This is a genomic window from Staphylococcus sp. HMSC36A10, from assembly GCF_001838845.1.
Lineage (GTDB): Bacteria > Bacillota > Bacilli > Staphylococcales > Staphylococcaceae > Staphylococcus > Staphylococcus aureus.
Genome location: NZ_KV839088.1, coordinates 134,995 through 150,587 on the forward strand (window position 1 = coordinate 134,995; position 15,593 = coordinate 150,587).

Annotated in this window: 12 protein-coding genes; 4 read left to right on the forward strand and 8 right to left on the reverse strand. The window is 33.3% G+C overall.

What is annotated here, in order from left to right; all coding sequences use genetic code 11:
- Window positions 1–105: 105 nt before the first annotated feature.
- Window positions 106–579, reverse strand: a complete 474-nt coding sequence (locus tag HMPREF3247_RS04490; RefSeq protein ID WP_000456489.1) for a GyrI-like domain-containing protein — start codon at window positions 577–579, stop codon at window positions 106–108.
- 112 nt (window positions 580–691) lie between these two features.
- Between HMPREF3247_RS04490 and HMPREF3247_RS04495 the strand changes: the two genes are divergently transcribed.
- Window positions 692–1,348: a C39 family peptidase gene (locus HMPREF3247_RS04495; RefSeq protein WP_001080281.1), complete on the forward strand. Its 657-nt coding sequence runs from the start codon at window positions 692–694 to the stop codon at window positions 1,346–1,348.
- A 62-nt stretch (window positions 1,349–1,410) separates the two neighbouring features.
- Here HMPREF3247_RS04495 and HMPREF3247_RS04500 read toward each other — a convergent pair whose 3' ends face one another.
- Window positions 1,411–2,217: a metallophosphoesterase gene (locus HMPREF3247_RS04500; protein WP_000690199.1), complete on the reverse strand. Its 807-nt coding sequence runs from the start codon at window positions 2,215–2,217 to the stop codon at window positions 1,411–1,413.
- Window positions 2,218–2,502: 285 nt separating this feature from the next.
- Here HMPREF3247_RS04500 and HMPREF3247_RS04505 point away from each other — a divergent pair, with 285 nt between their 5' ends.
- The gene (locus HMPREF3247_RS04505; protein WP_070866193.1) at window positions 2,503–3,912 is read left to right on the forward strand and encodes an amino acid permease; all 1,410 of its coding nucleotides are present in this window, start codon (window positions 2,503–2,505) and stop codon (window positions 3,910–3,912) included.
- A gap of 137 nt (window positions 3,913–4,049) precedes the next feature.
- Window positions 4,050–6,128: a cation:proton antiporter gene (locus HMPREF3247_RS04510; RefSeq protein ID WP_001185696.1), complete on the forward strand. Its 2,079-nt coding sequence runs from the start codon at window positions 4,050–4,052 to the stop codon at window positions 6,126–6,128.
- 139 nt (window positions 6,129–6,267) lie between these two features.
- On the opposite strand, the gene HMPREF3247_RS04520 is transcribed toward HMPREF3247_RS04510, so the two are convergent.
- Complete coding sequence (locus HMPREF3247_RS04520; RefSeq protein WP_000483058.1) at window positions 6,268–8,097, reverse strand: APC family permease; 1,830 nt, start codon at window positions 8,095–8,097, stop codon at window positions 6,268–6,270.
- Between the two features lie 230 nt (window positions 8,098–8,327).
- On the opposite strand from HMPREF3247_RS04520, the gene HMPREF3247_RS04525 reads away from it, so the two are divergent.
- Window positions 8,328–9,824: a serine hydrolase domain-containing protein gene (locus HMPREF3247_RS04525; RefSeq protein ID WP_000152893.1), complete on the forward strand. Its 1,497-nt coding sequence runs from the start codon at window positions 8,328–8,330 to the stop codon at window positions 9,822–9,824.
- A 90-nt stretch (window positions 9,825–9,914) separates the two neighbouring features.
- On the opposite strand, the gene HMPREF3247_RS04530 is transcribed toward HMPREF3247_RS04525, so the two are convergent.
- From HMPREF3247_RS04530 to HMPREF3247_RS04550, 5 genes are all read right to left on the reverse strand, one after another.
- On the reverse strand, window positions 9,915–10,766 hold the full coding sequence (locus HMPREF3247_RS04530) for an NAD-dependent epimerase/dehydratase family protein (protein ID WP_000034495.1): 852 nt from the start codon (window positions 10,764–10,766) through the stop codon (window positions 9,915–9,917).
- Window positions 10,767–11,085: 319 nt separating this feature from the next.
- Window positions 11,086–12,021 (reverse strand): 2-dehydropantoate 2-reductase, encoded by a 936-nt coding sequence (locus HMPREF3247_RS04535; protein ID WP_000684042.1) that lies wholly within the window; start codon window positions 12,019–12,021, stop codon window positions 11,086–11,088.
- Window positions 12,022–12,261: 240 nt separating this feature from the next.
- Entirely contained in the window at window positions 12,262–13,662 is a 1,401-nt protein-coding gene (locus tag HMPREF3247_RS04540; RefSeq protein ID WP_000381258.1) for an MFS transporter, read from the reverse strand.
- A 292-nt stretch (window positions 13,663–13,954) separates the two neighbouring features.
- Window positions 13,955–14,650 carry an ABC transporter permease gene (locus tag HMPREF3247_RS04545; protein ID WP_000398939.1) on the reverse strand — a complete coding sequence of 232 codons (696 nt, stop codon included), beginning with the start codon at window positions 14,648–14,650 and terminating at the stop codon, window positions 13,955–13,957.
- Window positions 14,650–15,591 (reverse strand): osmoprotectant ABC transporter substrate-binding protein, encoded by a 942-nt coding sequence (locus HMPREF3247_RS04550; protein ID WP_000734363.1) that lies wholly within the window; start codon window positions 15,589–15,591, stop codon window positions 14,650–14,652. Before HMPREF3247_RS04550 ends, HMPREF3247_RS04545 begins: the two co-directional genes overlap by 1 nt.
- Window positions 15,592–15,593: the final 2 nt, after the last annotated feature.

Sequence of the window (15,593 nt, forward strand, 5' to 3'; positions counted from 1 at the left end):
AACCCTAGCAAAGATATCTATCTTTGTCAGGGTTCTTCTTTATGAATTATGAGATCGAATCTTCAACTAAAATTACGCCTTCATATCAAGGACATTTCTATTCAATCACCCTTTAACAGGCATCCAAATTTCTGTAATATATTTTTCACTTGTAGTATCACCATCCTGATACAACTCAAAAAATGGTGCTGATTTTACCGTATCTGCTTGATATTGATGTATGTAGTGATGAACCTCTTCCATTTTTTGTTGAACTGCTTTAGGTACTGCGCCCTGTGCTTCAAATACCATATACTTTGAACTTGCTAATGTTATGACATCATATTTTTCAATATCAGCACTATTATCTCCGGTAACTGCAATCATATATGACATCTTACCGTCTAATTCAGGTATACATAAGCCAAGTATCCCGGCTAAATCACCATTATTTTTTAACTGTAAATCCGCAATTACTCCCTCTTGATAACATCTTTGCCAAAACCCTGCTATATGTTGCTGAGCCTGTCGTCCATTTTCATACGTTTCTTTAATACCTACTAACGTTAACGACGCAAGTTGTTGTAATTGATATTCCATTTTATCACTCCATTAATTTTATTCACTCATGTAAAACATATGTTTAGGACATTTTGCATTGACGCTATATAATTATATTAAATATTTATTGAATCAATGCGAGGACTATATTATGAACCGAAAAATATTACCAGTTAAACCTATCAGTCAGCTATTTCCTATCCCTATGGTCATGGGGTGTGAAGGTGTTTCCGCAGCCATGATGTTGCAATACAATAACCAACATATCCCTGCTACAGAAATTATGAGACATTGGCCGACACATCCGAACAATCCACATAAAGGTTATGTTGGACATCACTTATTCATTAAGCTTGGCAATTATCATCAAACGATATTTCCAGAAGCATATGTACCATTTTTACAAAAATACAATCCTAATATCGTAGACGGCACTGGTAAATCCTTAGAAGATCTTAAAGGTATTATCGATCAAGGTCAACCTGTGTTAATATACCATACTAATCTTGGCTCTAAACCATTACTACGTGTTTTCCGCTTTGATAACAAGCCAGCAAAACAAGTTTCAAATATTCACGTAACGTTACTCATTGGGTACGATGATTACTATTACTATTATATCGATCCACTTTGGAGTCATATTCGTCGTGGCCTAGTTTTACCTGCCATCATTCCAAATCGCAAACAAATTATTAAAATTCGTAAAGAGAAAATGGAATACAGCTTTAATTCACCAGGAAGAAAGTGCATTTATGTGCAACCACATTCATATACAATTGAAAATCAACAACAAAATAAACACACGTAAGTAAACACATTACTCGCGTGTGTAAAACATAAAATGCGCAAACTGGGTCAGGTTTGCGCATTTTAAATTTCTATTATTTGTATCGTCTCATTTATTTCCTGGTAAATATCTTCTGAACGCCATTGTCTTGGATAGCCTAGACACGGACAGAGATAACATCTGCCATCATCTATCACACTTTTACGAAAATGAACATGGCCCATAATACTATATGGTATATCGAACATCGCATACAAAGGATTGAAATCACTTGTCCCAATAAATGCATTATAAAAATCGAATATACGATGTGGCATAGGAACAATGAAATCAGGGTGCGTCACAACATGTGTGACTAAAATCACTCGTCTATTTCCTACTTCTAATATATCTTTCTTCACTTGTTCAGCCGCTATTTTAGATAAATTTTGATCTGATATGCCCCAAGATATTCGTTCTTTATCTTGCCAAGTCGCACCATAATGTTTTCCTTTTTGTAAATGTTCTAATGAAAATCGTTGTGCTGCAAAGCTATAATCATACCAACCTGTATGTCCTATTATTGCCCATTCTTCATTTACTATAAATGGTTTTCCTACCAAGCACTGTGACATGCTCTTATAATTATTCCAAATGTCTTGCGTAGTCATACTTTCAACTTCCCATAAATCATGGTTTCCAGGAACAAATTTCACAGGTATATCTAATTGTTTTGTCAATTGCGTTATAAATTGGTGCGTCAATTGATAATGATTTGAGATATCTCCCGCAATCAACAATATATCCAATTTCTTATACTTAACTATTTCAACCAATGCCTCTAAGTAATCTTCGGATGTTTTTTTATTATGACGATCAATATGTAAATCGGCGATTGTCCCTATCTTCATACCCATACCTTCTTTACTCAAATTAAAATGTTATTTATTATGCCATAGCTTATCTAATATATATAGTTAACTGCTTCATTTAGATGATTATTTTATATTTTTGCATAAAAACTTATATCTTTTCGAAAAATCGATAAGTTTTAGTTATCATACCCTTACCTATCAAATGTTTTTTCTTATATTTAAAAAAATAATTGCTTTATTAAATGGATTTCTTTAGTATTTATAATTAAGAAAACGCTTACACACAACTTTTTTATTTGCTTTATCCTGAGGAGGAAAATTATGGCAAGAAAATTGCATAGAGAGTTGAATAACAGACACATCCAATTGATAGCAATTGGGGGCGCAATTGGAACTGGGTTATTCCTAGGATCAGGTCAAACAATATCTTTAACTGGTCCATCACTGTTATTCACATACATGATTATTGGGGTTGTACTATTCGCTTTTATGCGCGCATTAAGCGAATTGTTGTTGAGCAATACAAGATTTAATTCATTTGTTGATATTGCAAATGAATATTTAGGCCCTTTTGGTGGCTTTGTCATTGGCTGGACTTACTGGTTATGTTGGATTGTATCAAGTATGTCAGACCTAACTGCGATGGGACAATACTTTGCATTTTGGTATCCACAAGTCCCAAATTGGATTACCGTGCTATTTATTGTTTTAATCTTGATTAGCTTCAACTTATTAGGTGCCAGATTATTTGGTGAACTGGAGTTTTGGTTCTCTATTATTAAAGTTGTCACAATTATTGCGATGGTTATCGTTGGTCTTGTATTAATCTTTTTCTCATTTAAAACACATTATGGACATGCATCATTCACAAACTTAATCAGTCACGGTGGCATGTTCCCTGGTGGAACATTTGGTTTCTTAATGTCATTCCAAATTGCTGTATATTCATTCATTGGTATTGAACTTATAGGTGTAACTGCTGGTGAAACGAAAGATCCTGAAAAAACCTTACCGAAAGCAATTAATAATGTACCTATCCGTATTTTATTATTCTATATCGGTGGTCTATTAGTAATTATGTCAGTCATACCTTGGAATGATATCGATCCAAATAGTAGCCCTTTCGTTAAACTCTTTACATTAATCGGCGTGCCATTTGCAGCAGGTGTCGTTAACTTTGTCGTGCTAACTGCCGCGGCCTCTGCTACAAATAGTGGTATCTATTCGAATAGTCGTATCTTATTCGGACTGTCACAACAAGGGTTAGGTCCTAAAGTTTTAAATAAAACGAATAGTCATGGCGTGCCTTATTTATCAATGTTAGTTTCATCAATTGCATTACTTATAGCAGCCTTGTTAAACTACATTTTCCCTAATGCAATTCAACTATTCATATACGTTACAACGTTATCAACTGTGTTGTTTTTAGTTGTTTGGACAATGATTATTGTCGCTTATCTAATGTATTTGAAAAAGCATCCTGAGGCACATAAAAACAGTAAATTTAAGTTGATTGGTGGTAAGCCTATTGCTTACATTATTCTAGCGTTCTTCTTCTTTGTATTCATTTTATTATTCTTTAGTGACGAAACAAGAGCAGCTATTTATATTTCGCCATTCTGGTTTATATTTTTATTTTTCTTTTATAAAAAATACAAAACGAATGCTGAAAAACTCGCGTATGAACAACGACAAAATGACAGCGGTCATTTCAGATATGACAATCAATAATTTAAACATCTCGCTCTAGTATCAGTTCAACCGATACTAGAGTTTTTTTGAAAATAACTTCATTTTATCAATATATCTATGTCATTATGCCTTAAAAGTGATAAAATATTAACTATTAAAATTTTGAGGAGTATTGTATGGCACTATTAGAAGCATTTTTAATTTTTATCTTTGCTGTGATTATTAGTTCGGTTATCAATAATCGATTCCCACAAATTCCTACTGCCTTTATTCAAATTGCATTAGGTGTCGTTATTTTCATTATTCCAATACAAGTTGATTTCCAATTCAATTCTGAAGTATTTATGTTTGCCGTTATCGCGCCACTACTTTTTGTGGAAGGTACCCACGTCTCTCGAACAAAATTATTAGAATATCGTAAACCTATACTATTAATGTCAATGGCACTAGTGTTTGCAACTGTAGTCGGTGTTGGCTATTTTATACATTGGATTTGGCCTGCCTTACCAATGCCAGCCGCTTTTGCAATAGCAGCAATTTTATGTCCTACTGATGCAGTAGCAGTATCTGCTATTACACGCGGAAAATTATTACCTAAAGGTTCTATGACGATTTTAGAAGGTGAATCTTTACTCAATGATGCAGCAGGTATCATTTCATTTAAAATTGCTGTTACTGCATTAGTAACTGGTACCTTTTCATTATTCCAAGCTGTTGAACAATTTATCATTTCAACAATACTAGGTGTACTTATTGGTGCAATTATTGGATTCGTTGTCGTTAGAATACGTATAGACTTAACCGCTAATAAAGGTTTAAAAGATAACAATACCTTAACCTTTATTCAATTATTAACTCCTTTTGTCGTATACTTTTTAGCAGAAGAAGTTCATGCTTCAGGTATCATTGCAGTTGTAATCGCAGGTCTAATCCATGGTTTAGAACGCGACCGTTTAATTAGAGCACAAACGGAACTACAAATGAATTACCATCAAATTTGGAACACATTTAGTTATGCCTTAAATGGTTTTGTATTTGTTGTATTAGGTTTTATGATTCCTACTGTAGTCATAGATATTTTCCAAACAGAGCCTGACAACTTTTCATTTTTAATAGTGATCACTATATTAATCGCTATTGCAATTTATGCATGTCGATTTGTTTGGGTTTATTTCTGGTACAAAGATTTTTATTTCCCGAAAAATATACAATCTTATCTAGACGAGGAACATGATTCACATGAAACACCACCTTCTCGTGTGCGTTACGCATTTATTATGACCATGTGTGGTATTCACGGTACAATTTCACTTTCAATGGCACTTACATTACCATTTATCATTACAAAAGGACAAGCATTCGAATACCGTAATGATTTATTGTTTATTGCATCTTTCATGGTATTAATTAGTTTAATCTTAGCGCAAATTGTTTTACCTTTAATTACACCATCTGCCGAAGATACTACTTTTAAAGGTATGACTTATCAATCTGCCAAAATTTTCATTGTTCAAAAAGTGATCCAGCATTTTAAAAACGAAAGTAAAAAAGACAAAAGCGATACAAATTATCGCCCAGTATTAAACCAATACTATGGAGAATTGTTATTTTTATTAAATTCAGAACCTGATAATCAAAATACAAAAGAACTCAAACGTTTAGAAGATATTGCAAAAGTAATCGAAACATCTACACTTGAGCGTTTAATTGATAAAGGTAAGGCAACATATCAGGATATTAATAATTACCGCAATATTGTCGAATTAACAGAGACACACCGTACTGCTTCATTTGTTGAAAAATTTGCAAACTTCTTCAAGATGTTATGGCTTAGACTTAAAGCGATGAAGCACTACAAAGCCTTAAACAAAGAATCTAAGAAGCAAGAATTTGAAAATTCATTCAAAGATGTTCAAAAAATTATGCGTATTGTGAATCACAATATTATTTTACGCTTAAAAGAAGAACAAAATAGTACAAATGTACTTGAGGTTAGCTTAGTCATTAATCATTACTATGATATGAGTCGCTCATTAAAGTGGCGTGCACAACGTCGAAAAGAACGTCAAGAAAACAGCAATCAAATCATACCGCAAGCTATGTTCCATAACCACAAATTGGAAGCATTGTACTTACAACGTCATCTTTTAGATGAATTAATTCGCAAAAATAAAATCAACAATATCGTTGCAGCTCAAATTCGAGAAAATATCAATTACAACGAAATTGTCTTGTCTTTACAGTCCAAACATTAAGTAAGACATAACAACACCCCCGTACATATGAGACAAAGTCATTATCATCTCATATGTACGGGGTTTTTATATTCAACATCAAAAAATCAGATTGATGAAAAGTAAATAACCTTTCATCAATCCGATTTGATTATAGAATCTATTTTTTAAGTTTAAATGGAATTGTACATACGTTAACATTCTTTTGGTAAATCAAATACAATTTCATACGTAAACTTGTTTGATTGTGTAATAAATTGTGCCAACGCTTCTTCGTAATAAATTCCGGAATCACTACTGTGATCATATAGTTTTGATCGTTAGCTTTACGGTTAATCTTATCTATAAAGCGAGAAATCGGACGTATAATACTACGATATTCTGAATGTAAAATAACTAATCTTACATCTGGGAAATGTCGCTTCCACTTTTCTTGGAATGCCTTTTCATCCTCATCGCCAAATGATACATGTACAGCAATCACATCATTATTAGCGAGCATTTGTGCATAATAAATCGATTTGTCTACTGCTGTAGTAATACTCGTAATTGGCACAATCGCTAAGTTACGATCTACTACTTCAACATTATGAACATCTATATCTGAACGAAGTTGCTCTGCAATGTCACGATAATGTTTGTTAATTTTCAAGAAGAAAATCACAACAAATGGCAAGAATATAAGTATCGGCCAAACTTGACTGAATTTAGTTATGAGCAAAATCATAAAAACAATAAATGTTACAATACCACCGAGTAAATTCACTGACAACTTACTCATCCAATTCTTCGGACGTTCATGTATCCACTTAATAACCATTCCGAATTGCGCTAATGTAAATGGAATAAATACACCTACAGCGTACAATGGAATTAAATCTTCAGTCATACCATCAAACACAATAATTAAAATAATAGCTAATACACCTAAAATAATAATTGAGTTAGAGTAACCTAAGCGATCTCCTCGAACAGTAAACATTCTAGGCATATATTTATCTTTAGACATTGACGCAGCTAACATTGGAAATGCAGTGAATCCAGTATTTGCAGCTAACACTAAAATCATTACAGTTGTAGCTTGTACAAAATAGAAAGCCGCATTATCACCAAATATTTGCATTGCTAATTGTGATAAAACTGTTGTTTCAGTTTGTGGCATAATTCCGTATACATAAGCTAATCCTACAATACCTACTAATAAAAACGCTAAAATTGAACCCATAGCAATTAACGTTTTCACAGCATTTTTAGCACTTGGCTCTCTAAAATTCGTTACCGCATTTGAAATAGCTTCAACACCCGTTAACGATGAAGCCCCTGAAGAAAATGCTTTTAATAATAGAAATAATGTAACACCAGGTACAGCTGTTCCAACAGACGCATGCATATGCGGTTGGATATTACCTGTTGCTACGCGAATTGTTCCGATTAATATAAGTACCACTAAACCAATGATAAATAAATAAACCGGATAAGAAAGTACCGTTGCAGATTCAGTTAATCCACGTAAATTTAATACTAAAATAAACAGTACAAGTAAACATGCAATTAAAACTTTATGGTCATATAAACTTGGAAATGCAGCTACAAATGCATCTGCCCCAGACGATATACTAACTGCTACAGTCAATATATAATCTACTAATAATGATCCACCTGCAAGTAAGCCCCATTTTTCTCCTAAATTGGTCTTCGACACCATATAAGCGCCGCCACCTTTAGGATAAGCATAAATTACCTGTCGATATGACATAATTAATGCAGCCAATAATATAAGAACTGCACCGGCAATTGGTAATGTATACCAAGTCGCTACTGCACCTACTACAGACAATGTAATCAGTATTTGTTCAGGTCCATATGCAACTGAAGATAATGCATCTGACGAAAGAATCGCTAACCCTTTAAACTTTGAGATTTTTTCGTCTTTTAATTCTCTGTTTTTTTTAGGTTGCCCTATTATAAGTCTTTTAAATTGATTGAACATAATCTCCTAATCCTTTTTATACTTTTTGATGGATATCACTATACGCTTATCTTGTCAAAAAGTATAGTACGTTTATTGATATTTCGTATGTAATTATACACTTATTAGGGTGTATTGTATCAAAATATATTGTAAATATACATCCTAAGTCAACAATTTGCTCTGAACTGTTATAATAAAATATAATTCATTACATATCAGGAAAATCATTATCAAATGAGGATACATTTATGACTATAAAAAAACTCTATTTTCTATCTATCTCATTCATTATTCTAGTCGCGATATCCGTTATCATTTTCTTAGCAATACACAGTAATACAAAGACGCAACTGACAAATGATTCACAGAAACAAATTGATACTATTATTCGTCATGATTTGCAGCAAGGTCATATACCAGGTGCGTCTGTGTTGATTATAAAAAATGGTAAAGTCTTTTTAAATAAGGGATACGGTTATCAAAACATTGATAAAAAAATAAATGCAACACCATCAACAAAGTATGAAATTGCTTCTAATACAAAAGCATTTACAGGTATAGCAATTTTGAAATTAGCTCAACAACACAGATTAAACCTAGATGATCCCGTTTCAAAATATGTCCCTCATTTTAAAATGAAATATGATGGTCAAAATAAAGATATCACTATCAAACAACTTTTAGCTCAAACAAGTGGTATTCCTAGTAATATAACAAGCGAAGATTCTGTGACAAGCAAGCGGAATCAATTAACAGATGTGGCAAGTGCTATTATGGGAGATGAGCTTCACCATAAGCCAGGCGAGGAATTTGAATACTCAAATATGAATTATGATCTATTAGGTTTAATCATCCAAAATGTCACAAAGCAATCATATACGCAATATATAACAGACCATTGGCTTAAACCACTTCATATGACACATACGACATTTAAACAAACAAATGATAAATCTAAGCATGATGCTATAGGATATGAATTACAAGGTTCAAGCCCTGTCGTCTCAAAGCCTGAGTTTAATCATTGGGATACACCTTCTGCATATATGATGACTTCAACAGAAGATTTAGAACATTGGATCAAATTTCAACTTAATCCATCTAATAAATATAAGCAGTTAGTTCAGCAATCACACAAAAATTTATCATCAACTATTGGTGAACCAAATGCTAATGCTTATGCATCTGGTTGGTTTACAAATACTGATGAACATTTAGTCTTCCATTCCGGTACGTTAGATAACTTTTCATCATTTATTTTACTCAATCCAAAAAAATCCTATGGTATTGTCGTGCTAGCAAATTTAAATTCTGACTATGTGCCTAAGTTAGTTGAACATCTTAATACACAAATAGTTAACAACACACACTATACTACTGTTGCTTCAACGCTGAATCATTATAAAGGACAATTCAATATTGTGACGGCTGTCATGACAACATTTATATTGTTAGCATTTTTATTTACGACTTATCGTGGTTGGCAAATGCGCCATGGTCAAATTCTTTTGCGTAGGTCAAAAAGGATTGCTGTATTGAGTTGGTTATCATTATGTATATGTATTGCTTTAGCGCTTGCGCTCTATGCATTACCATATTTAATTCTCGGTAGCAATAATTGGTCTTTTGTACTGACTTGGTTACCAATAGAAATTAAATTAGCACTAATTACAACATTAATTGCATTATTCAGTACATTAATTGTAATTCTGTTATTCCTTCATACAAAGATAACGAAGACATAATAAAAAGACTTGTTCGAGCCGTGCGTTTGATAACATATCATCCACGATTCGATCAAGTCTTTATTTTCTTCATATTAAACGGATAAATTATTATTTAATTGGATTCATGCCGTCTTTCCATGTTTTATAAATTAAAGAGCCACCTTGTTCTTTGAACTTCTCATTACTCACACCACGTTCAAATGGTTGTGCAGGTTGAATATCAATATTTGGTTCCACACCTAGTTGTGCTTTATACCACTCTGCAAATTCAGAGCCTTTTACAGGTTCATCATCAGCAACATTGTAAATACCATTTTCAAAATTGATAGCTTGAATAGATGTTTCTACTGCATCATCAAGATGGATAAATGATGTTACACCGTCTGATAATGTCACTTGTCCATCTATAAATTGATTATAAATCATACCATCTTTACCGTACCAAGTACCTGGGCCGTATAACCAACCAAAGCGTAAGACAACATATTCATCCATACGTGCTGTTTCTTTTTCAAGACCCACGACACCATCAACTGTTACTTTTCTATCTCCAGTTGAATTAAAATCAAGTGATGTTTCTTCAGTTGCTAAACCTTCGCCAGGTTCATACATAAAGGCAATACTTTGTGCAATAACTTTTTTCACGTCATGCTTTTTAGCTGCGTCAATTAAGTTTTTAGAGCCTTCAATACGTACTTTAGTATTCGCTGCCATATCGACATTTTTCAAATCAGTAATTTGATTGATAATAATTTCTGGTTTAAAGTCAGCTAAAGCTTGCTCAATTGTATCGGCTTTTAAAATATCACCAATATATGCTTTAATGCCAACATATTCTAACTTATGTTGACCATTCTCAGAAGTAGTAAAACCAGCAACCTCATGCCCTTCTTCTTTTAGTCTTTGAACTAATTTAATGCCGATTAAGCCTGTTGCACCAGTCACAAAAATTTTACTCATTATAAACACCTTTTCTCTATTTTGTCTTATAGTAACTTGCTTGATGAGTGTACAAAATTCATGCCAGACTTCCAAATAATTTGCCTCAAAATTTGTTAACAGTATCATCATAAAATCTGTCTTGCAAATGCTATAAGTATGTCATAGACCTACATCAAACCTAAATTAAGCCGAAGATAAATCAAGAAGAACAGCACTAAGATCATTTCAATTGGAACGTACCTTACTGCTGTTCTATATTTACTTCATTTCACTTTTAATAATGACCTTGATTTTCACATTGTCGTCATTAACTCGCAGCCATACCTAAAAGCATCAATTAATCTTGGGCTTGTCGCTGACTTTCTTTAGCATGTATTAAATCCGTAATAAATCGATTCACAGGTGCTTCTATATGACGTTTCTTTCCTAGAGTTGCAACTGCACCATTAATATAATCAATTTCAGTCTTTCTATTGTTGACGATTAGGTCTTGATACATAGACGGATAGTGTGCACCTACTTTGTCATTTAAGCCGATTAAATATTCAAATACTTCATCAACATTTAAATGAACGTCATCTATAGTTGCGACATGCACTATTTCTTGTGTCAATTTATAAATTAAACACTTCGCATAACTGCTTTCATTAAGTGCTGCCATATTGCATTCTAACACTGTACTTAAGGCATTGGCTGTACCATTAACGCAAATCTTCTTCCAAATTGATTGATGTAAATCTTGACTAATAACGCCATTTAATCCTGCTTTGTTAAGAATTTCAGCCACTTTCTTAACGTTTTCTTTACCTTCGTCAACTAACGCACCAATTTCAACCGGACCGCTACCAAGCAAGTGACTATGCCCTGGACTTTCCAGACCTGCAGTCCAAGTTGTGACACCTCTAACAATTTGTGATTCAGCAACATATTGCGAGATGATTTCTTCATGTTTCAAACCATTCATTGTACACACGACGATTGTGTCGTCATTAATATTTGATTTCATAGCATCCATCACAGATTTTAATTGCATAGATTTTGGAAATAGAAAAACAATATCATAAATACTATCTTGTGGTTGTTCATTTAAATGACACATTGGGATATCTAATACGAATTTTTCGCCATTAATCGTTATATTTAACCCATGCTCTTTGACCGCTTCAACATGAGAACTATAACCATCAATAAGCGTTACATCATAACCTGCTTGAAATAATTTAGCACCAAAGCCACTGCCTAGTGCACCAGACCCCGCAATTGCAATTTTCATACTGTAAACCCCTCTTCATCGTTGTTGTTCAATTTTAAAATACTACTTTCGTATATAAGCGTCAATTCGAAAATTACTCACTTACGCCACCGTTAATTTAATAATTATTTATAACTTATAAAAATACACCTAATACTGAACATTGTCGCTCAATATTAGGTGTGAATCCATAAACACTTCACTTACTTTCACAAAATTCACTTTAAATTTCCTACATAATAACTTGCTTTCATTTCAGTTTTACAAATTCGTTTGATTTTTCGGAACTAAAAATAGAATAACTAAAAATGCAATCACTGCTAAAATGACATTAAACATCATGCCAGAGAAGCCGCCTAAATGTAAATTTAAATTTGCTGCTAAAACTGTATAAATCGTACCAGATACTGCCACACCAAATGCATTTCCTAATGACGAAGCCATTTTATAAACACCTGAAGCTACACCTGATTTGTCATCTGGCGCACTCGCAACTGCTGTATCTGTAGAAGGGGTAGCATACAGTCCTAAACCCGTACCAAACAGTAAGTAGCCGACAATGCTAGACACGATATACCACATTTCAGGCAAAAATGTTAATGACAATAAGATAAGTCCAATTACTGTAAATCCACTACCTAATAATAGTGGACGCTTCGGACCAAACTGAGTTAAAATCTTTTCACCTACACGGATCATTAACAATACTGCAATTAAATACGTTAATGAGATATATCCTGTTTGAGATGAATTAAAACCTAATTGTTGTTGGTAATAAGTGTTAATGACGATTAATGCACCACCAGCAACACCATTTAATAGAAAGTTAGATATCGTCGCCCCACTGTATCCTCTATTTTTAAAAATAGAAAAATCTACAAGCGGATATTTAATCTTATTTTCATAGTAGACAAAACCTATTAATGACAAGATAAAAATAACAATTAAACTTAGTATCATTGGTGAAACTAAACCGAAATGAGATGTCTGCGTAATAATCACGTTAAGACTTAACATTGTCACCACTAAAATGATTAATCCAATAACATCAAACTTTTTCGTTTCACCTTTTAAGCTTTTTACCGGTTCAGCTTTAGTTTCAGGTGTATGTTTAATTAAATACATCGATAATAATGTTAATAAAATTGAAACTATAAATATTGAACGCCAGCCTATATAAGTAGCCATTAAGCCACCAAACAACGTACAAATACCACTACCGCCCCAAGAACCAATTGACCAGTAACTTAAGGCACGTTGTCTGCGCGTTCCAATATAATACTCATTTATAATGGCAAGTGTCGCAGGCATAATGCAGGCTGCAGACAAACCTTGAATTATTCTACCTATAATTAAAAATGCTGGTAACGGTGTGATAATGATGAGTAATGAACCGATGACATTTAAAATAAGACCCACATATGTAATTTTAACGCGGCCAAGCTTATCAGCTACATCTCCAGCACCCACGATAAATAATCCAGCAAACAGCGCTGATAAACTAACAGCAATATTTATCGTACCGACGTCACTACTGTATGTTGCTTGCAACGGGACAACAAGATTAACAAGTGACTGTGCGAATAGCCAAAAGGTAATGACACCTAAGACAATACCTAATAACAAACGATTGTCACCTCTAAATTGTTTCGAAGTGTCCATGAAATAGAAAAGCCTCCTAAGTTATAAAAAACAAATTTTTAATATGATATATTAAGAAACAATATCATAAATTTGCAGATAATTATAAATAAAACATTTCAATTTTTAGTATTTTTACATTATTAGAGATTATTTATACAAATTATTTCGGGATAATTATTGCTATTTTAGTGTAAACGCATACATTTATCCACGGCAAATAGGCCATCCAAATACCATTCAAGATATTGGACAGCCTATTAATGCATTTCAAATATTTACATAATAATAAATTACAATATACCAAGGTCCTCTATAAGTTTATTCCTTGGGGACGGTGCTTTGATCTATGTTTTTGGTGACGTGTCGTCGGATCTAAACGTCTTTCTAACATTCTCAATAATACATCTATTAAAATAGCAATGACTGCAATGGGAATTGCTCCTGCTAGTATAAATGTTGTGCCGTCAGTCGCATTTGTACCACGTATCACAATATCACCAAGAGTTGGCGCCCCGATAAATGAACCTACAGCAACAACACCTATAGCCACAACTAATGCAATTCTAATACCACCAATAATGACTGAAACCGATAATGGTAATTCAATCATTCGTAATACTTGGTTTCGTGTCATGCCCATGCCTTTACCAGCATCTTTAATATTCACATCAACACTAGCTATTCCTGTATAAGTATTTTTAATAATTGGTAATAAAGCATATAAAAATACTGTTAATACTACTGTTTCTGCACCTAATCCCATAACTAACATTAAAATAGCAAGCATTGCGATAACTGGCACCGTTTGAATGATATTCGCGATTGTAATTACAAATCCAGATAATTTAGTATACCTTGCAAGTAAGATACCTAATGGGATGCCGATTAACGATGCAAACAGCACACCATATACTGACATTAATAAATGTTTGAAAAATAAATCCCAGAGATAGCCATAGTTCATGGCATAATAGTGAAACAATTGCTGTAATAAATTTCCTTCCATCATTTATGACCACCTTTCTGATTTTCAAAGTAGTGATGTTTTTTCAGAAATTCCTCAGCAACTACTGCTGGTTCTTTGCCTTTTCCATCCGCTTCATAATTCAATCGTTGCATCTCTGAAGTTGAAATTTTGCCATCTAATTTATTAATTATCGTTTTAAGCTCTGGATGTTGACGCAACAATTCGTTTGTAGCGACAGCGCTGGCAGCATAAGGAGGAAAGAAATGTTTGTCATCTTTAAGTACTTTCAAATCATATGCAGCTATTCGCCCATCTGTAGAATATCCTAATGCAACGTCTAAATTTCCTGAACTTAATGCATCATATACTAATCCGATTTGCATCGGTCTTACTGTACCAAAATCAAAACCATATTCTTTTTTAAATCCTTGGTAGCCATCACCCTTACGATTCATCCATGAACTATCCATGCCTAAACGTAAATCTTTGCTATATTTTTCTAAATCTGAAACTTTCTCCAAATGATATTTTTTAGCTGTTTCTTTCGTTACCATAAATGCATACGTATTCGCAAAACCATATGAATTGAAAAATGTTTGATCAAATTTCTTTTGGAATCCTTGTTGTGTCGCCATCATAGCTTTCTTAGGATCTTTGATTGGCTCTTCTTTTAAAACACCTGTTAAATCTGTGCCATTATATCTTACTCCTGAAATATTGGCATCTCCATTAATCAATGCGTTATGCTGAATCGTACTTGACCCTAAATTATTAATTAATGTTGGCTTAATCTTGCCATTCGTATCATGTTCGATTAATAGTCGCAACATATGCGAAATAATTTGCGATTCACTTGTCGACAATGCAGTAATTTTGACATCATTTTTCGTGCTTTTACTACCTAGTCCGGGTAGACTACATCCAGATAATACAGTAAGAGATAATACAAGCACGACTACAATACGTTTTAGTTTCTTCATTA